Source organism: Desulfopila inferna (assembly GCF_016919005.1).
Lineage (GTDB): Bacteria > Desulfobacterota > Desulfobulbia > Desulfobulbales > Desulfocapsaceae > Desulfopila_A > Desulfopila_A inferna.
The window spans coordinates 426,104-445,310 of the sequence record NZ_JAFFQE010000003.1; the positions used below are offsets into that span (position 1 = coordinate 426,104).

The window sequence follows — 19,207 nt, forward strand, 5'->3', positions numbered from 1 at the left end:
TCCCCCTATGCCTTGCGGACGTTGACCATGAAGGCCTTTGTCTCGGGTATCATTGTATTCGCGTCGCCCACGGTTGGTGTGAGCAAGTTAGCGTTGTCATACCCGCTGCCATCCTCGGGAAATTGCCATCCGAAATGCCAGGGAAGACCGATCTGGTGAACGGTTGTATTGGATAATTTGAATGGTTTGAATCGTTCGGAAATCATTGCCACCGCTTTTACCTCGCCACGGGCGGAGGAAACGATAACGGTCTCACCGTTGGTCAGGCCCAATTCTTTCCCCAGTTCAAAACTCATTTCAACGAAGTTCTGGGGCTGCATCTCCATTAACCAAGAACAGTGCCGGGTCATACATCCGGTCTGCCAGTGTTCCGACACCCGGTAGGTCGTTCCAACAAAAGGGAAGCGCAAGTCACAGGAGGCAAAAGCATCCATCTTGTCGCCGAAAATCTTAATGGTCGGATTGATTCGCTGCCCCGACATTGCGTTTTGCTCGACCGGACACTCCAGAGCTTCATAATGTTCTGGGAATGGACCTTCCGCAAGACCTGGACCAAATATAGAAGCAACGCCGTCGGGTTTCATGATGAAAGGCAATTTCCCGCTGGTTCCTTGTGGTGGTGCGCCTCCGTCAGGGACATCACCTTCCCAGCCCGGTTTCGCCCCATCCCATTTGAGCAGCGGTCGCTTGGGATCCCACGGTTTTCCCTGCATATCGACTGAGGCCCGATTATAAATAATCCTGCGGTTTACCGGCCACACCCATGCCCAGTCGGAATATAGACCGAGGCCGGTTGGGTCGTCTTTGCCGCGACGTGCCATCATGTTGATTTGCTTGCCATCTTTTTCAATATAAGAGTTACAGTAAAGCCAGTTGCCGCTCGAGGTCGATCCATCGGCCTGAAGGAAGGCGAAGCTTTTAACCAGCTCTCCTTTCTTGCCTACAAGCTTGGCTGGAACCGCCTTGGTATCATAAACGTCTTCGAGATAGTAGCCGTTGATCTCTTTGGCAATAGTGTGAGCATCTATGTGCTTGATCTTTCCGGATGCATCTTTTTTCCCGTATTCCCAGCTCAGGTTGACGACGGGATCGGCATAGGCACCACCTTCTTTTTCGTAAAGTCCTTTTACTCTATAAAAGAGTTCGTTGATGATCTCCGCATCAGGCATTGACTCACCAAGCGGTTCTACAGCCTTGTAACGCCACTGTCCCCATCGACCGGAATTGGTGATACTCCCCTCTTTCTCCATCGAAGAGCAGCAGGGCAGCATGAACACCTCGGTGTCTATTTCCTCGGATTTCATGCCGGGACCACGCCAGAAGGAGGCGGTCTCATTGTCGAAAAGATTGACGTTGACCAGCCACTTGAGTTTGGTCATGGCCTGCCGGGTCTTATTGCCGTTGGCTCCGGAACAGGCTGGATTCTGGCCCCAGGCAAAGAATCCCTCGAAATCACCCTTATACATCTTATCGAAAATGTTCAGCCATGAGGCATTCATTCCGACATCCAGCTTTGGCATCCAGGAATAGCCGAAATCATTCTCCTTGGTTGCCGCCTCGCCATAGACCGCTTTGAGGTAACTGGTAATGTATTTATTGCGATTTGACCACCAGTTGACACTGCCGGGTTCGGTTGCTGTGGGAGTGGTTTTTGCGTTGTAGGTCGCGAGATCGACCAGAGAGGCGTTCGGCACCGGGTTGTACCCGGGCAGGATATGGAAGAGGATGCCGTAATCCGTTGACCCCTGAACGTTGGATTCACCACGCAGGGCGTTGACACCGCCACCGGGCATACCCATGTTGCCGAGCAGGACCTGGATGATAGTCATAGTCCTGATGTTCTGCGTACCGATGGTGTGTTGGGTCCAGCCCATGGCGTAGCATTCGGTACCGACACGATCAGGTTTTCCTGTGGAAGAGTAGAGTTTGTACACCTCCAGCAGTTTGTCGATAGGTGTCCCGGTAATATTCGTTACTTTCTCCGGAGTGTAGCGATCATATTGCTTCTTTAACAGCTGGAAAACGCAGTTTGGGTCCTGAAGGGTGCGATCCTTCAAGGCGATGCCGTTCTCGTCCTTCTGGAAGGCCCAGGACGATTTGTCATACTTTTTGGTCTCCAGGTTGTAGCCGGAAAACAGACCGTCCAACTCCGCCGGACCCTTATAGTCTGGATTTACCAGAAACGAGGCGTTGGTGTAGTTGACAACATATTCTTTAAAGTAGAGGTCGTTGTCGAGGATGTACTTGATCATGCCGCCGAGAAAAGCTATATCCGTGCCGGATCGCAAGGGGGCATAAAGATCGGCTTTCGCAGCAGTCTGCGAAAAGCGTGGGTCGACACAGATCAATTTAGCACCCTTCTCCCGGGCACGCATGATCCACTTCATTGAAATGGGATGATTTGAGGCTGGGTTACCGCCCATCGCCAGGATAACATCTGAATTCTTCAGGTCAATCCAGTGGTTGGTCATTGCACCACGTCCGAACGACTCTGCCAGAGCCGCAACAGTTGCGCTGTGTCAGATACGCGCCTGGTGTTCGACGTACACCAGGCCCCATGACCGGACAAGTTTTTGTAGGATGTAACACTCCTCGTTGTCGAGAGCGGCGCTGCCGACGTGGGCGATGCCATCAGTCCGGTTAACCGTGAATTCTTTTTCGACTTCGATTACCGTGCCGTCCGGCTGGGTTTCCTTGACTTTTGCTTTGGTGACCGTTTTGAAGCTCTTATCCCGGGAATCTTTGACGAGGCGGGCGATTCTGTCCAACGCCCAGTCCCACTCCACTTCTTTCCATGCCGTTCCGCCAGGTTCACGATACATCGGTTTTTTGACACGTGTATCGTTGTTGACCAGCTGGCTCACGGAAGCGCCCTTGGAACAAAGCGTTCCCTCACTGATCGGATGATCGGGATCACCTTCTGTGTTGATGATTTTACCATTTTCAGCATAAACGATTATGCCGCACCCTACGGAACAGTACGGACAAATCGTCGTCGACTGCTTAGCATTTTTGATCCTCAATTCCTGCGCATAAGCCTTGGCAGGGTCGAGGTTCACGCCAAGCGTTGCTACCAGGACGGTGCCGCCTGACAACTTCATAAAATCTCGCCTTGATATTCCCATTTAAAACTCCTTTTTAGTTAATCACAAAGAGTGAAGCCCGGAATTGATAAACCGGACCGTATCCAATATGCAGCTGAGTCCATGTACATAACGAGGAAATCAGGGCAGCCGTCTTTGGGGCAGCCGATGAGGTTCGGTATTCCAACGGTTAAACTATAGAAGAATGCTGATGAGAAGAAAATCAGCCAATTGCTTTATTTTATGTGAGAGAATTGCTGAGGAGGGCGTAGGGAATCCGCTTACAAGAACAGTCCGGTACGAATACGGTCTGTTGAAGCTTTGAAGTTTTGAAAAGAAGGTTGGTGAGAAAAGACATTAGACTATATTTTCATGCTGTCAATATCAGATGATAAAAAATTTACTTTTTTAGCCTACCTGACATGTCCACACCTGTTGTTTCATGAAGTTACCAGGTTGCAGCATCTATATTGCTGTAGATGATCGTCGAGAAATTGGCAACGGCGTTACCGAGGCAGGGACATAAGGCCAACTGCTGGGAGTTTACTAGAATGATACAGAGAATTTAAAAATCAGAGTGACCGCTTATATCTCACCCACGACAACTTTTGTTGGACCTCACCCCAAAAAACAGTTATCATTTTCAAACATAAATTCTATGATTCCGAGTATATAAGAAACGACAGGCATAATCCGGGGAATAGATGGACTCATCACGGAAACAATATCGGTTCTGTCAGAATACTTTCTTGATGGTGCATAGAATTACGCGAAGTTGAATCATCTCGGGAATACTAAAGACAGGGAGCTGGAGAATGTTTAGTACAGAGTTTTTACTTACTTCACTGGTTGTGGTTTTAATACCGGGCCCTGGTGTCCTATATACGATTTCAACAGGTCTTTTTAGCGGTTGGCGTGCAAGCGTTGCAGCTGCATTTGGCTGCACGGCTGGTATCATCCCCCACTTAACTGCAAGTATATTGGGACTGTCTGCTATTCTTCATATGAGCTCCATCGCCTTTCAAGCTGTTAAATATGCGGGTGTTATTTATCTTATGTATCTGGCTTGGTCAATGTGGCGTGAAACAGGTTCTTTAAATATCAACTCTCCGGGCCCAATAAAAAGTCCATGGCAGATCGCTGCAAGAGGATTCCTGATTAATATTCTTAATCCAAAACTATCTATATTTTTCCTGGCCTTTTTACCGCTTTTTGTTTCACCAAACGTATCATCACCAGTGTTCCAGATGTTAATCCTCAGCGCGGCATTCATGGCAATGACGCTGGTTATTTTCATTGTATACGGACTTTCTGCCAATTATGTGCGCAAATATATTGTCAACTCCTCCAGGATTACCACTTGGTTGCAAAAATCGTTTGCAGCTATTTTTGCTGCCCTCGGGGCAAAACTGGCCGTAACGGAGCAATAGTAAGATAATGGAAAAAGCAGAAGAGAGATTGCTCAAGATCATGCAGAGAAAATTCGGTTACAGCGACGAAGAGCTGGATGTTTTTAAAAGTAATCCACGCAACTTGGATCTCATCAAGCGAAGCAAAGAATTTAATAAGACACAATTTATTCTAGAGGTCGTTGAATCGAAAGGCTGCAATAGCAATCATAAAGTCGGCGAAAAATTTTATTTTGATTTTGCAGGAAATATTCTAACGGGTTTATGCCCTCCAAAGATTTGTGGTTACTCATTAAATTCAGCAATGATGATGATTTTCACTGCAAATGAAATGCTTTACGCAGGGGTAGACCCAAACGAAATCAGGTTTAAAAGGGCAAGCTGTTTCGATGTTGGAATTGAATGTGGAGGATGGGGCCGGATTGTATTGGAATTAAGAATAGAAAAACAGTGAAAAATTCCATATTTCTCCAGGGCTCTAAAAAGCCAATCCATTTTCGCTGAAAGTTGAGTTCAGCGAACACCTCCTGTCTTCCGCATATAATCGAACCAGATCGGAGCGGCAGTTCTGCCGCCGTTCTCCCCTTTGCCAAGTCCTTCATTCTGGTCATGCCCCACCCAGATTCCAGTGATATTGTTCTCATGAAAACCGATAAACCAGGCGTCTCTGCTGTCATCCGAGGTGCCTGTTTTACCGCCGCATTCCCCGTTAAGGCCGGCTGCGCGTTTACCGGTGCCATCGGCGATAACCCGTGACAGCATACTCTTCATCTCTGCGGCGCCTCTTTTGGAGAGTATCTTCCGGGGGCTGAAATCACGTTGAAACAGCACGGTTCCGTCACCTTTTTCAATTCTGTCGATAAAGACGGGAGGTGTATACATTCCGCCGCAGATAAAAGGGGAATAAGCCGCACTCAACTCCAGCAGTGTGACATCGACCGACCCCAGGGCAATGGAGAGGTCGCCAGGCATTTCCGAGGTAATGCCCAACCTGGTGCTAAGATCATGGACAGGATTAAGGCCGACCTTCTGCAGCAAACGAACCGCCGCGGTATTATAGGAATGAGCCAGGGCATCTGCCAGGCTCACTTCACCATGATATCTGCCCGAATAATTTTTAGGAGTCCACCTTCCCCGTGCACCACCCGCAATAGATAGCGGTGCGTCAAGAATCATCGAGCCGCTGCTCCAGCCGTTTTCCAGTGCGGCGCTGAAAACGACGGGCTTAAAGGCTGAACCTGCAGGTCTTCTGGCAATGGCGGCACGATCATATGACGTGGCTGAAAAATCCGTGCCACCAAGTAGCGCCCGAACCTTGGAACTGCAGGTCTCGATGCTGACCAATGCTCCCTGCGGAACTTTTTTCTTGCCGCTATCCAGACGGGCCTGCCGGCCAAAGGAGGCCTTGACTCCGGCACGGACGGCATCGACGGCGGCTTTCTGCATTGTCGGATCGAGATATGTATGGATTATGATGCCGGTGGCCGGTAGCGAACTTTGGAGGATACGACCAACCCGTTTCTTGACTATTTCCGTATAGTATCCTGATTCCAGTGATTTATCCGCGGTGCGATTCAGCCGTAGATCCTTCTCGAAGGCTCCGCGTGCTGTCTGCGCATCTATATATCCATCGGCGGTCATTCTGTTGAGGACATAGCGCTGCCGAGCCACGGCCCGCTCAAGGTGATTGAGAGGTGAATATTTACTTGGTGCCTGGGGCAGTCCTGCAAGAACGGCAATTTCCCCAAGCGTCAGCTGATGGACGGGCTTGTCGAAATAAACCTGGGAGGCTGCCTCGACTCCATAGGCTCCGCTCCCCAGATAGATCTGGTTGAGATAAATATAGAGAATATCCTCCTTGCTCAACAACGAATCGATTCGCCAGGCCAGAATTGCCTCTTTGAATTTGCGCAGATAGGTCTTTTCCCGGGTCAGCAGGAGCGAGCGCGCCACCTGCTGAGTAATGGTTGAACCTCCCTGGGCCCGTCCTCCCCTTTTGATATTGACAAAGACCGCACGTAAGACCGAAACGAAATCGAGTCCCTTGTGTTCAAAAAACCTGCCATCCTCGGCCGCCACAAATGCCTTGGGCAGAAGCTCCGGCATACGGGACAGGGGAACAACTGTCCTGTTTTCTTTGTAAATTCTTTCAAGAACATCGCCGTGGCGATCAAGTATGAAGGTGGTCTGCAGCGGCTGGTAATGGGCGACCGAACGGATATCGGGAATCCGCAGAGCAACCATGGCGCTGAGCAAGGCCGCCAGAAAGACAGTGAGCAGGCAGCAGATGCCAAAGAGAAAGCCAATGATATGCTTTTCACCATAGGGTTTTCGGCGCACCGTTTTTCGGGTATTCTTTGCGGCTGCCGATCTATTCCTGGTTTTTGTATTTTTTTCTAATGACACTCTTCAACATTCAATGGTAGATTCTATATTGTAGACACGCTCGTACTTTCACCAGGAAAATCCACAGCTGCATGTCCATAAAATATGCGATCACAGTAAGTTACATCTTTTTATGCTCAGCATACATTACCATTAAAGACGAAACATTCAAACACTCATTTTTCTATGGCAAAAATCCGCATCCTTCCAGAACTGCTCGCCAACCGCATTGCTGCCGGAGAGGTGGTAGAGCGGCCGGCGTCGGTAGTCAAGGAACTTTTGGAAAACAGCCTTGATGCCGGAGCAGACCGTATCGAAGTTGAAATCGAAGGAGGAGGAACCCGACTGATCCGTGTGCTCGACAACGGCTCTGGCATGGATGAAGACGACGTGCTTCTCTCTTTTGAACGTCACGGGACCTCCAAGATACACGAATCCCATGACTTGGTGGCTATAAACACCCTGGGCTTTCGCGGGGAGGCTATCCCTTCGATTGCCTCGGTTTCCAAAATGACGATTACCTCCAGGACTGAGCAGAGCCCTCTCGGCACCATGGTAGTTTTTGATTACGGCCAACTGCAGAAGGTACATGAGACCGGCTGCAGCCGGGGTACCGTCATCGAGGTTCGCAATCTCTTCGCCAGGACACCGGCGCGCAAAAAGTTCCTCCGTACAGCGCGAACCGAAATCGGCCACATCGATGAAAACCTGAAGAACTATGCACTGGCCAGTCCGGCTACATCCTTCACCTTGAAAATCGACGGCCGGGAAACACTTCGGCTCGACCACGGCCATGACCTTGAGGATCGGCTCAGATCAATCTTAAACTACCGCGATCAGTTTATTCCGGTTGGCAATCCCGGGAAGAAATCGAAGGGACGTTGTCTTCATGGTTTTTTGATCCCGCCCGAACACACTTCGGCAGGATTATGCAGAATGCGTCTTTTTATCAACGGCAGGGCAATACGGGACCGGTTGATGAGTCATGCCGTTTTCGAAGGGCTGAGAGGATTTCTGCTCAAGGGCCGCTCTCCCGGGGGCTATCTTCACCTGCGGATTCCCGCCGAGGAAGTCGATGTCAATGTTCATCCGGCCAAGCATGAAGTCCGCTTTCGCAACAGCGGAGATATCCACCAGTTTATCAAACAGAGCGTTGAAGCAGCGATGAGGCTCCATCAACAGACACTCCAGGCCGCTATTTTTCCAGCCAGAAGGGCGAATCCACTCGCCCCGCTCCACCTCGACTCTAGTGATACAGCCACCAGGCAGCAACTAACTTTTTATACAGAACCGGATCCAGTAGAGCAGTCGACAGTTGAGGAGCCCTCAAGGGAAACATATCCGCACCGGCAACCGGAGCCGCGGCGGCAAAGACACTGCACCGATCTTTCAGCAACGCAGCCAATAGCGCCAGGTGCGCAAAGTCAGGTTTCTTCGCCCGGTCCGGTTGCTGATTTCTCCGAAAACAGCCGGCACATTCAAAAAACCGACATACAGGTCATCGGCCAGTACAAAAATCTCTATATCTTTTGCCAGGCCGGCGACCAGCTGCTTGTCATAGACCAGCATGCGGCTCATGAACGGCTGCTATACGAACAATTTCGCAAGCAATATATCGGCGGCAGGGTCTCCAGCCAGACCCTGATGTTTCCGGAATCGTTAGAACTCAGTCCTTCACAGTGCCTTCTTGTTGAGAACAACAAAGAAGAACTCAGCCGCATGGGTTTTGCTATTACTGAATTCGGCGGCGCCACCTATGTTATCTCTGCCGTTCCGGCGCTTGCGGGACAGTGCCGGGCCAGTGAGATATTCCTTGATGTGCTCGATAGTTGCGGAAGCAGTGGTAGCACGGATCTACGTGGCGGAAAGCTGGAGAATATCCTGGCAACCATGGCCTGTAAGGCCGCAGTCAAATCAGGAGATGGACTTTCTCCCGAGGAAATCAAGGCTCTTTTAGACAAAATGGCCGAAGCGGAACTGTTCAGTCACTGCCCCCACGGCAGACCGGTTTTAAAAAGCTTCAGCGACGCTGAAATACAAAAATGGTTTCACCGAACTTAGGCGATATTATGACAGCTGAATCTCCTCTGCGCAGATACTTCCTTCTCCTCCTCTTCCTGGGACTGGTCCTGGTGAGCAGCGGCTGTGGCAAGAAACCTGTTGCCAAGGTGCTGACCGCCACGGCCTATTGCGGCTGTTCTTCCTGCTGCAGCTGGGAACGCGGTCGCGCCAGGTACCTGCATCTGGATTTCTGGAACCGTTACGTCAGCGACGGCCCGGGAAAAGGAAGGGATTACACCGGTCACACCGCCAGCGGGACCTCCCCCAGAGAACCACAGGAAGGTCTCTTCTCCGTGGACAGCATCAAACGTCCTTATATGATCCCCGTCAGGACCGTGCTGTTTCCCTGGTACTTTTTTTCCGAGGATGGCACTATAGCAGCAGATACCAGATACTACCCCTTCGGCACCAGGATGTTTGTGCCCGGTTACGGCTGGGGCATGGTTGAGGACAGAGGCGGCGCCATAAAAGGACCTGATCGCATTGATCTCTATTTTGATTCTCATCGGGATGCACTGCGGTGGGGGAGAAAAAAAGTAAAGGTTGAAATCTATACCCCATAGTACATACTCTTTATAGTAAAAAGCCCGATCTACTCGTGGTATATCAAGCTTTCCCGAAGACGGAGTTTATGCCCTTACGGGTGCTTGTCGCAGAGTCCGTCTCGGCAACATCAATGACTTTTGACCATAGCATCCTGAAATGACATATAATAACGAAGTAATGATAATCGGAGGAGGCCTGGCAGGTTGTGAAGCTGCATGGCAGGCCGCAGGACGAGGCTGCTCGGTCACTCTCCATGAGATGAGACCGCTAAAATACAGCGCCGCCCATGAGTCTGATCTGCTGGGTGAGTTGGTCTGCAGCAATTCCCTGCGCTCCGATGATGTCACCTCCGCCGTGGGCCTCCTCAAAGAAGAGATGCGAATGCTGGGCTCCCTTATCATCGCAGCAGCGCGCAAGACCGCCGTTCCCGCCGGCAAAGCCCTGGCCGTCGACCGCCGGCTTTTTGCGGAATCGATCACGCAAGCCCTGGAGAAATCACCCCATATCAACATAATAAGAGAAGAGGTCTCTGAGCTTCCGGAGTCTCCTGTCCCCTGCATTCTGGCAACCGGTCCCCTTACCTCCGAGGCCATGGCCGAAAGCCTGAGCAAACTGACCGGCGAAAAGCGTCTGGCTTTCTACGATGCCATTGCTCCCATTGTCGAGAGCGACTCCCTCGACATGGATATCGTCTACCGCAAATCACGCTACGATGACGGCCCTGGTGATTACCTGAACTGTCCCATGGACAAAGAGCAGTATCTTCATTTCATCAATGAACTGCGCCGTGGAAAGAGCGTGCCCATGCGCGATTTCGAAGAAGTTAAATATTTCGAAGGCTGTCTTCCTGTAGAAGTGATGTGCGAGCGAGGCGAAGAAACCCTGCGTTTCGGTCCCATGAAACCTGTGGGTCTGGAAGATCCACGCACCGGCAGGGTGCCCTATGCGGTGGTTCAGCTGCGCACCGAAAACAAAGGCGGAACGCATTATAATATGGTGGGTTTTCAGACAAGACTGAACTATGGCGAACAGATGAGGATATTTCGCCTGATTCCAGGCATGGAAAAGGCCGCCTTTTCACGCCTCGGCTCTATCCACAGAAATACCTTCATCCAGGCCCCTGAACTGCTCTTACCCACACTGCAACTGCAGAAACGGCCGAATCTGCTTATCGCCGGTCAACTCTCGGGGGTTGAGGGATACATTGAATCAGCTGCTATGGGACTCATCGCCGGAATCAACAGCGCCGCAATTGCCCACGGCGAACCTCCGGCAATACCTCCGCCTGCCACAGCGCTCGGCGCCCTGCTCACCCACCTGACCAGCGCTGCACCAAAGGGAGGCTTTCAACCTTCCAATGTCAACTTTGGTCTTTTTCCACCGTTAGGGAAAAAAATGCCTAAGAAGCTTCGCGGCCAGGCACGGGCGGACCTTGCTCTTGCCGAACTGCGTAACTGGATGAGGGCTCAGGGAATCAATCAAATCTAGTAACTATTCAGAGGTAAGCGCACATCTGAAGCTCTGCTGAACAGTTACAGTACAGAGTAAACTGCCGATTTTTAATTCTTTGCCGGATAGTTACCAAATTTAAAGAAGACATTTGTGTGGCCGAAGCCTTAGCGGGGAGACAGCGGAGCTTCCTCGCGAAAGCCCCAATAGGGATAATCCAGAACATAGTTGCCGATAAGTCCAGGGCTGTGTTCACGGCTGCCGACCAGCCATAACATGTTGACCCTTTCCATCATCTCATCCTTCATATGATTCCATTTGGGCAGCAGAACCATGGCATTGTCGGCGCTGTATTCGATATCACCGGAGCCTTTGAACACGCCCATATGCGGCTCTTCGTCATAAGATCCTCCGGTCCCGCGGGATAATTCAGAAGCTACGAGAAAAGACACGTTCAACTCATCACGTATGGATTCCATCTGACGCAGCCAGGAATCTATTCCGGAGCGCATCTCGGAAAGATCCTTGAACGGAAGTTTATGCAGGCTGTCAATAACCACTACCGTGTAGTCATTGCGAGTTTCATGCCGCAAAAAATCAATATGACGGCGCATCAATTCCGGCGATACTTTACGGTCATTTATCACCCTGAAATAACCCAGGAGTTTCTCGAATTTCCGGCTTGCCTCGGAGTAGCGCTCCTTTTCCCCGGCTGCCAGGTGCCCGGGCTGCAGTCGTGATGTCTCAATTCTTGACATTCTCGAGAAGGTCCGCTGATAAATGCGTTGCCTGCCATTTTCAAAGTCGTAATAAAGTACCGGGACCCGGCGCGCTGCCATCTCAGTAGCCATCTGGATCATGAAGCAGGATTTACCAACCTTGGGACCGCCACCCAGAATATTTATGCCATGAATGCCATTGATCCTGTCATCAAGCAGATCAAAACCCGAGATCAGCGCGCTGTATTCTTCACCGGATGACTCCGCCAGAGTGGTGAAGAACCGCCTGAATTCCTTTTTCGGAGCGGCAAAAGGGGAAAACGGTTTGGAGGCGACAATCATTTCACCGAAATTTTTGGCGAAATCGGTGGAACTGTCGATCGCGAATTGAAATATGGTGTAATCCCGCGGGCAATGCAGATCCCACTTGAGAATACGTACTTTAAAGCCTATTTTCGACGCTGCCAGACGGGCTGCCGTCATCGATTCCACCGTATTCCGGGGAACAATAAAAAGAGTCTTCAGCGCCGCAAATATCTGCGGATCTATGTTCTCCAGGATCGTATTTTCAAAATAGGCCGATCCGGGAAAACCAAGCTGCTTGACAGTCAGCAGATTCTCTTCTCCCTCACAGAGAAACAAGGCGCCTCCGGCACACCGGCGTATCTCTTCGACATTGAAAAGCCCAGTGGGGCCGGCAGCAAAGGAAGTATCGCCATACCAGAAATAATCTTCATGTTTCCGGGGATTAACGCACCTGGCGGAATATACATTGCCATCCATTTGAAAATAAGGGTAAACCAGATATCTGCCGTTATAACCGATTTTCAGCTGCTGCAGAGTTGACGCTCCCAGGTTGGCATCGTCAAAATATCCGAGTTGTTCCTGCTCGAGCTTGTTGCTGAAATCATCGATCTCAGCATTAATGTTTCCGGGAGGATTCACCAGATCCTGCAGGACAGGCTCCTCCTCGATGTGGCCGGGAACCAGGGAGCTGTCTATACCTGCCAGTTCCGCGAACCATTGCGGAAAGCCGCCCTCTACACAGGCGACGGAACATCTGAAATAGCCGAAAAACAGGCTGGTTGGATTGAGGAAGACTATTATTTTCCCCTTTTTGCCTGTTGGCTCCCTTTTGCAGAAAGGGCATTCTGCTGTCAATATTGAGTTTCGGATGACGCCATCAGGCAGGTGCTCCTGATAAAATTGCGCTATAGGCGATTTCATGATGGCGTTTTGCATTTCCAGACTTCTACTCAATTTTCCGGCTCGCCTGCTTCAAGTATTCCCCTGAGTTCTTCTTCCCCGAGAGGCTTATGGAATCTGACATGAGCAGAATAGTCGTTATTCATGGAGTAGAGAGAACGCACGGTCATCAGGACTCCGTCAATATTGAGCAATTTCCCCGGGACGCTGAGGCAGGACAGTTGCAGACGTACATCCCTGCCCAACAGGATCCTGGCATTCTTTTTATTGGAAACCCTGATCAGAAAAGAGATTCCACCTCGGGAGATATCGGCACAATCGCCTCTCAGCTGCATGCCCGACCCCTTGAGATCTTTCTCGAGAATGGAGGCAAGTACACTCCCGCCGATCACGTATCGTTTATGCTCTCTGCGGCTGCTCTTCACCTTTTTCAATGGCTGCTGAACACCGCCCTCTTTTTTGGCCAGATCGTGGAGCTTTGACTCCAGTGCAGGTTGTTCATCCACCCAGTCAGAAGTATTTTTCAGAGGGAGAACAGATACTTCGGTTCTGGAAAGCGATACGGCAGTCATGGTCCAGACGGAGGCATCGAAGAAGGTATCCTGTCCGAAAATCTCCCCGCTTTCGATTACTTTGGAAAGGATCTCAGTACCCTTATCATCGTAAAACAGCTTCACTTTTCCTGAACTGATGAAATATAATGCAGGACTCATATCGCCCTGTTTTACCAGAACCTCTTCTCCAGAAAGAATCAGATGCTCCATTGAATAGTAAAGAGCATTGAACTCTTCCGTTGTCAGATTATCGTGCAGATTTGACCATACATTAAGAAAATTATTACTGATTCCCTCGCGCTTCGCTGTTTCTATGACTTCAGCCGTGCGAATGATATCGTTTAAGGCGAAAGGAGCAGTTTCTATCAACCAGTCTCTCAATGCTTCTGCCTCTGAAAAGCGTTGCAAACTCGAGGCCTTATCTATCAGGTCGACCAGAAGCTTCGCGGCTCTGTCTTCATCGCCCTCTTTAAAAAGCTTTGCTATGAGGGCCTCTTCGCTGAAATCCGTGCGAAATGTCGCTTTGTTTTTCTGCTGTTGCGGAGTTGGAGAAGGGATGCCTGCATCTTTTTCCAATGTTTCCTGGATCTGCCTTTTACTTAGCTCTCTTCTCATTGTTTTAATATGGCGCACCGACTGCCTTGTTGCCTGCCAGACCAACTCGCCTATTGTTCGCGCTTTTCCCTTGCCTTCATTTTTAAGAAATTCCTCTAATGCAACTTCAGCACTTCGGCTGGACCCTCTTCCCAGCAGGGTGACTATCTGGAGAAGCAGCGGATCCCTGTCATCATCGGAAAAATATGGCCAGTCTCCGAGAAGATCCGCAATCGTGCTGACCACCTCTTCATCGGCCATAGGAGAGAGGGCGCGGACAACCTGCTCTTTCATCGGACCCGTGGCCAGAGACAATGCCTCCAGAAGATTATCTTTTTTATCATCCCCACTCAACTGGAATATGCAGGACAGGGCCTCCTGCTGTACTCGTATATCTTCATGGTTGAGATAATCAAAAATTTTGGAAGCATCTTGTTTACTGCCGGTTTCAGAGAACAGTTTTATCAGATTGCGTTTGCCGTACCAGGGCATTGGTTCAGACAGTTTTTCAAGGAGCAGCGGCGGAAGCAGAGAACCCATGCGCCTGAGTAGATCCAATATCTTTAAGCGCTCCCCGGCATCATCGGAATCCAGAAGCGTATTGAGCAGAAACCGGGCAACAAGCGGTCCCTGCATGATCAGCCGCCTGTCGATCAGCTCATTTTTTTCCGTTACACTCCTGGCGAGCAAGGTGGGCAATGGTGCTTTCTCAACGGACAGATCCTGCAGACGGTTTACCATTGCGACCATTTCCGAACTCTTGGTCAGCTTGCCGGCACGAATGGCGAAGATGAGCTGCAGGATTTTATCGGCTTTTTTATCCTCGCCCATCTTCCAATAGTGCTTTAAAAGATTGAGCAGGATTTCAACAATATTTTCGCATACCTCATCAGCCCTGTCGGCCTCCTTCAGCCAAGCCATCAAGGGTTTGGAGAGTCTTTCCAGCCAATCCCATTTCGAGGCACTGATGAGGCTTTCACCTATGCGGCTCAGACATTCACTGAGCAGATCATGGCTACTCTGTTCACCCCGAATCAGTTCGGTGGTAATATTGGTTATGATAGTGGCAGCCGCCTTATCTTTACCCCTGGCAATAAGCGTTTCAACCGTTGCCGGCAGGTGCTCGACGACCTCCTTATTCCTCAGGCTGTTGACGTCGCCATGCAATATGCCGCTGATACCGGCCTGAATCCTTTTTTTATGCCTCTCCTTTTCTCCGGTTTCCAGAAGCTCCCTGGCTTTTTCCCGAACCAGATACTGCTGGCCCCGTCTGGAGTCAAAGAGACGTTCAACTGCCGAAGCAATGTGTTTATATTGTTCGGAGGATTTTCCGGAATTCCTGGCAACAACCTCTTCCTCTTCCCGAATCAGTCTGACAACATCATCAAAGCTGCCGGCTATCGCGGCAAGAAGCTTATCGTAGAGCCTCAGGCCAAATCCCCCTGGATAATTTTGCAGGAGGAGAAGATGAAGGGCAAAATCGTCAAAATGCCGGGCACAGACTGCCGCAAGTGATTGCGCCAAAGACTCTCTTTCCTCCTGGTCCGTAAACCTGTTGACGTTGCGAAGAATAATGGTAAAAGATGAGGGAAATGAAATCTCCCCGATTCTGTTTATCCCCTGGAGCGCATCAGCTATGCCGGCGAGAAGTATATCGGTGAGGCGCCCCGGCTCCTTGTTCAGGGTGCCAAGAGCGGAAATACGTTTCTGGCCGGCGACGGTTTCACCATCTATTTCCGTGGAAACGGACTGCATGTCCTCAGTCGTAACCCGGTCCTCTTCTACCAGACGGGTGAGAACGGCCGCAAAGACGTCCTCTCTTTCCTCCGGTAATTCAACCAAATACTCTTCCGGGAAAAGATCGTTTAAACCGAGATTTACAACAAAAGCACGTCCACCACCTTCTCTGCCCACCAGTTGCGGCGAGGTTGTAAAAAAAGTAAGGAGCTTATCGAAAGGCTCGCGGCTGATTCCTCTTTCAAGAACAAGATGATTCAGCTTGAGAAGCCTGAGCTGTTGAAAAACATCTTCACCATGCATCTTCCCCAATGTTTTCTTGCTGACCGGCAAACCACATAGTTTGGGAGCATCATCAACAAGACTGAAGCTGAGAGACCCGAATTTTCGCTGGTATTCAGTAATCAAGCTGAAGGCGTTATCAGCAGCATTGGCGACCTGAGGATACCTTGGTGGATACAGCTTGGTTGTAATGACAGCAGCGTTGAGGGTTTTCAGAACATCAAGAGCTACCTGCTGCTTATCTGCTTCTGCCATATTTCAGCTCCTGTGAGTACACTATCAGGGAGAAGACCCAGGATTACGAATCGTCTTTGTGTATCTTGAAAAACCATCGGAAAGACCTTTCTGCAAAATTTAGGTTAACGCTCAGTCCTGGCCTACCTACAATCTTGATAATCTCGTAAAAAGTCATTGCAGTTGCCGGGATGGATTCTGCTAGCACAATCTTCGAGAAAGCTCGATATACCAGACGTAGTACCTGAAACCGCGATTGACAGTGCATGCGGTACGGCAAACAGCCGTTTCAGATCCAGACAACGCAGATCGAACTTTTTACGAGTCCAGCAAACGTAATAAATAGTTACAACAATGTGTTACAAGATTTCTTCGGTCTCATTTAAACACTTTTTTCACCGAATAGAAAGTATCTTTCCACAAAAACAGGTTCATTGTGTTTCAACAATGCCATATTTATACAAAGCCTCGATTAGTTGACACAGAGGGAGGCCTACAACATTCGAGCAGGATCCCTGGAGTTCTTCGACAAAGATCGCGCCCATACCCTGAATTCCGTAGGCGCCCGCCTTATCGGTCGGCTCCCCCGTTGCGGCATAAGCGCGGGCGGTTTCTTCAGAAAAAAAAGAAAATTTTACCCGAGTCACCACCGTCTCTTCATGGAAAATATTTTTGCTGACGCAGCCAACCCCAAAAGCTGTGGCCACCTGATGCTCCCTGCCGCGCAGCAGCATAAGCGTTCTGACGGCGTTCTCGCGGCTTTGCGGTTTACCGAGAATATTCTTCTGGAGAAAAACGACAGTATCGGCAGCTATTACCCAACTCTCCGGGTACTTCTCCATTACAGCTTCGCCTTTTTCCCTGACCATTCTGGCCGCATAATCAAGAGGAACCTCTCGGTATTTCGGTGTTTCATCTATGTCAGTTGCATAAACCTTGAAATCCAGACCCAATTCCTTGAGATAGGCATGCCGCCTGGGGGAGGCCGAAGCCAGTATGATATTTTCTCTTGCTGTAAGCATCCTTTGCCCTATCCCCTTATGGCATAACCGCCGTCAACGGTTATAACCTGTCCCTGGATCATGGTAGAAAACTGACTGCAGAGAAAGAGCGCCACATCGGCGACATCGTCGGCTGTCGTCAATCTGCCCATCGGGGTGCGTCGGAGAGCTGTGGAGAGAATTTCGTCTCTATTGGGAAATTTTTTCAGTGCATCGGTATCTACAGCTCCGGCACTGACGGTATTGACGTTGATTTTTCTCGAACCAAGCTCAACGGCCAGATGCCTCACCAAAGACTCCAGTGCTGCCTTTGATGCTCCGACGGTTGTATAGTTTTCGATTGCCCGGATGGCACCCAGGCTGGAGACGGCGATAACACGGCCTCCACCCGTCATGAGCGGGGCTCCATGCTGCACAAGGGTCAACAATGCCCGGGCATTTATATCCATTGCCCAGTTCCAGTGCCTCTCAGTGAGTTCCATGGCAGGTTTCAAAACTCCGGAAGCTGCATTGCTCACCAATATATCCAGCTTGCCGAACCTATCCTCTATCATCGCGAACATGGCGGCAACATCGCTTTCTTTGGCAACATTTGCCTTGACCAGGAGGCATTCCCTGCCAAGTTTTTCAACTTCGGCTGCAGTTTCCTGGGCGTCTTTTTTATGGCGGACATAATTTACTACGATATCGACACCATGCTGAGCCAGTCGCACTGCAATAGCACGGCCGATACCCCTCGATCCTCCTGTTACCAGGGCTATTTTACCCTTTAATTGAAACATATCCACTCCTGAATTGTTTGTTGTATTCACAGGCGGAATCATCGCCGTGATATAAAGATAATTGGTTTAATTTACCGGCCCGTCACCCTGAGACAGGACCTCTTCAAGGTATTCCGGAGAAAACGAAATGGGCTGAACCGCAACGGTGAAAGCTCCTCAGGGGCACTGAAGTGCGTGTCGTAAAACGCATCGGGCGTCAACAACGGAAAGAGTATATTCTCTATATCGGCCCCTGAATCTCCTCTTTTTTTTGCCTCACACCACAGGGGACTTCTGCAGTGGTCCAATCGAAGCGCCTGCAGAAGCGCAGTATCGACAGCCACCGGGTCCGCCGAAAAGGCAACACAGCCCAATTCAAGATGATCACCATGGATAGGTCCCTGCCGGTGCATGGCGGAAATACCGTCGACAACCGTATATTGCCGGGGCAGCAAATCCTGCAAATCCAGAATGATCCTGCTGAAAAGAGTGCCGGCTCCGCCGTGACGCATATGAAGCATCGATTTGCGCACGCCCTGTACAATACCGAAAATATTTTTTAACGCCAGCGTAACATAGAGTTGGCTATGCGCTTTTAGCTTTGGCGCATTGACAAAATAATCACAGGCCAGAGGCTCTGGCGCAACCCCTATTTCCACCCCACATGCCAGCCTTCTTGTGGAAACAGAGGTAAAATCGGTAATCATAATCCCCCGCTGCCTCAATTCACCCTCGATCCCCAGTGCCCGCAGTACACTGGAGGCTTTGCCAAATGCAGGTGAATCTCCGATACCGACTTTGGCTCCTTTTTCGATGAGCCACTCACCAAGGGCCAGCAAGAATCGGGGATCCGTACAGGCAAGACCTGTACCACCGGCTGAAATGAGATTAGGTTTGATGAATACTTTTGCCGAACGTGGAGAAAAATCAGCCACTCCAAAACTGTCATCGAAAAAACATTTCAGTTTTTCGAAGTCGTAGGTCATGCACCTGCGGAGATAGACGGAGGAATGTAGCTGCTGCATGTGAGGAGTGGTCTCTATGATAAAAAGCGGAAAAGCCGGCTCTGCGGATGCGGAGTCGGCTTTTCCTGGAGAAAGGAGAGAAGAGATAAAGCAAAGTTAATAATGCACATCTCATGCCACTTTAACCCAAAACAACCAAGGAGCCCGATAACATTCACCTT

At 50.1% G+C, this 19,207-nt stretch carries 12 protein-coding genes; 5 read left to right on the forward strand and 7 right to left on the reverse strand.

Annotation, left to right across the window (positions count from 1 at the left end; all coding sequences use genetic code 11):
• Window positions 1-5: 5 nt before the first annotated feature.
• Complete coding sequence (fdnG, locus tag JWG88_RS10145; protein WP_205233611.1) at window positions 6-3,125, reverse strand: formate dehydrogenase-N subunit alpha; 3,120 nt, start codon at window positions 3,123-3,125, stop codon at window positions 6-8.
• A gap of 773 nt (window positions 3,126-3,898) precedes the next feature.
• Between fdnG and JWG88_RS10150 the strand changes: the two genes are divergently transcribed.
• Together JWG88_RS10150 and JWG88_RS10155 are read left to right on the forward strand one after the other, a co-directional pair.
• The gene (locus tag JWG88_RS10150) at window positions 3,899-4,513 is read left to right on the forward strand and encodes a LysE family translocator (RefSeq protein WP_205233612.1); all 615 of its coding nucleotides are present in this window, start codon (window positions 3,899-3,901) and stop codon (window positions 4,511-4,513) included.
• A 7-nt stretch (window positions 4,514-4,520) separates the two neighbouring features.
• Window positions 4,521-4,946 carry a hypothetical protein gene (locus JWG88_RS10155; protein WP_205233613.1) on the forward strand — a complete coding sequence of 142 codons (426 nt, stop codon included), beginning with the start codon at window positions 4,521-4,523 and terminating at the stop codon, window positions 4,944-4,946.
• Between the two features lie 59 nt (window positions 4,947-5,005).
• Here the strand turns inward: JWG88_RS10155 and JWG88_RS10160 are convergent, their stop codons facing one another.
• Window positions 5,006-6,898 carry a transglycosylase domain-containing protein gene (locus tag JWG88_RS10160; RefSeq protein WP_205233614.1) on the reverse strand — a complete coding sequence of 631 codons (1,893 nt, stop codon included), beginning with the start codon at window positions 6,896-6,898 and terminating at the stop codon, window positions 5,006-5,008.
• Window positions 6,899-7,063: 165 nt separating this feature from the next.
• On the opposite strand from JWG88_RS10160, the gene mutL reads away from it, so the two are divergent.
• The 3 genes from mutL to trmFO all read left to right on the forward strand — a co-directional run bounded on the left by mutL (window position 7,064) and on the right by trmFO (window position 10,972).
• Window positions 7,064-8,938: a DNA mismatch repair endonuclease MutL gene (gene mutL / locus JWG88_RS10165; RefSeq protein WP_205233615.1), complete on the forward strand. Its 1,875-nt coding sequence runs from the start codon at window positions 7,064-7,066 to the stop codon at window positions 8,936-8,938.
• A gap of 8 nt (window positions 8,939-8,946) precedes the next feature.
• A complete protein-coding gene (locus JWG88_RS10170) occupies window positions 8,947-9,501 on the forward strand; it encodes a 3D domain-containing protein (protein WP_205233616.1) in 555 nt (184 codons plus the stop codon).
• Window positions 9,502-9,640: 139 nt separating this feature from the next.
• Window positions 9,641-10,972 (forward strand): methylenetetrahydrofolate--tRNA-(uracil(54)-C(5))-methyltransferase (FADH(2)-oxidizing) TrmFO, encoded by a 1,332-nt coding sequence (trmFO, locus tag JWG88_RS10175; protein ID WP_205233617.1) that lies wholly within the window; start codon window positions 9,641-9,643, stop codon window positions 10,970-10,972.
• A gap of 128 nt (window positions 10,973-11,100) precedes the next feature.
• Here the strand turns inward: trmFO and JWG88_RS10180 are convergent, their stop codons facing one another.
• The 5 genes from JWG88_RS10180 to JWG88_RS10200 form a co-directional block, all read right to left on the reverse strand.
• Entirely contained in the window at window positions 11,101-12,879 is a 1,779-nt protein-coding gene (locus tag JWG88_RS10180; RefSeq protein WP_205233618.1) for a DnaB-like helicase C-terminal domain-containing protein, read from the reverse strand.
• A 29-nt stretch (window positions 12,880-12,908) separates the two neighbouring features.
• Window positions 12,909-16,280 (reverse strand): cyclic nucleotide-binding domain-containing protein, encoded by a 3,372-nt coding sequence (locus JWG88_RS10185; RefSeq protein ID WP_205233619.1) that lies wholly within the window; start codon window positions 16,278-16,280, stop codon window positions 12,909-12,911.
• Window positions 16,281-16,690: 410 nt separating this feature from the next.
• Window positions 16,691-17,281, reverse strand: coding sequence for a Maf family protein (locus tag JWG88_RS10190; RefSeq protein ID WP_205233620.1), 591 nt, complete (start codon window positions 17,279-17,281; stop codon window positions 16,691-16,693).
• Between the two features lie 8 nt (window positions 17,282-17,289).
• Entirely contained in the window at window positions 17,290-18,042 is a 753-nt protein-coding gene (gene fabL / locus JWG88_RS10195) for an enoyl-[acyl-carrier-protein] reductase FabL (RefSeq protein ID WP_205233621.1), read from the reverse strand.
• A 71-nt stretch (window positions 18,043-18,113) separates the two neighbouring features.
• Window positions 18,114-19,046, reverse strand: a complete 933-nt coding sequence (locus tag JWG88_RS10200) for a DUF362 domain-containing protein (protein ID WP_205233622.1) — start codon at window positions 19,044-19,046, stop codon at window positions 18,114-18,116.
• Between the last annotated feature and the right edge of the window lie 161 nt (window positions 19,047-19,207).

Excerpts from the sequence above, each read along its gene's own strand:
- JWG88_RS10170 (WP_205233616.1), top strand. The coding sequence starts at position 8,947 with ATGACAGCTGAATCTCCTCTGCGCAGATACTTCCTTCTCCTCCTCTTC.
- JWG88_RS10155 (WP_205233613.1), top strand. The coding sequence starts at position 4,521 with ATGGAAAAAGCAGAAGAGAGATTGCTCAAGATCATGCAGAGAAAATTC.
- JWG88_RS10150 (WP_205233612.1), top strand. The coding sequence starts at position 3,899 with ATGTTTAGTACAGAGTTTTTACTTACTTCACTGGTTGTGGTTTTAATA.
- JWG88_RS10180 (WP_205233618.1), bottom strand. The coding sequence starts at position 12,879 with ATGAAATCGCCTATAGCGCAATTTTATCAGGAGCACCTGCCTGATGGC.
- trmFO (WP_205233617.1), top strand. The coding sequence starts at position 9,641 with ATGACATATAATAACGAAGTAATGATAATCGGAGGAGGCCTGGCAGGT.
- JWG88_RS10185 (WP_205233619.1), bottom strand. The coding sequence starts at position 16,280 with ATGGCAGAAGCAGATAAGCAGCAGGTAGCTCTTGATGTTCTGAAAACC.
- mutL (WP_205233615.1), top strand. The coding sequence starts at position 7,064 with ATGGCAAAAATCCGCATCCTTCCAGAACTGCTCGCCAACCGCATTGCT.
- fabL (WP_205233621.1), bottom strand. The coding sequence starts at position 18,042 with ATGTTTCAATTAAAGGGTAAAATAGCCCTGGTAACAGGAGGATCGAGG.
- JWG88_RS10200 (WP_205233622.1), bottom strand. The coding sequence starts at position 19,046 with ATGCAGCAGCTACATTCCTCCGTCTATCTCCGCAGGTGCATGACCTAC.
- JWG88_RS10190 (WP_205233620.1), bottom strand. The coding sequence starts at position 17,281 with ATGCTTACAGCAAGAGAAAATATCATACTGGCTTCGGCCTCCCCCAGG.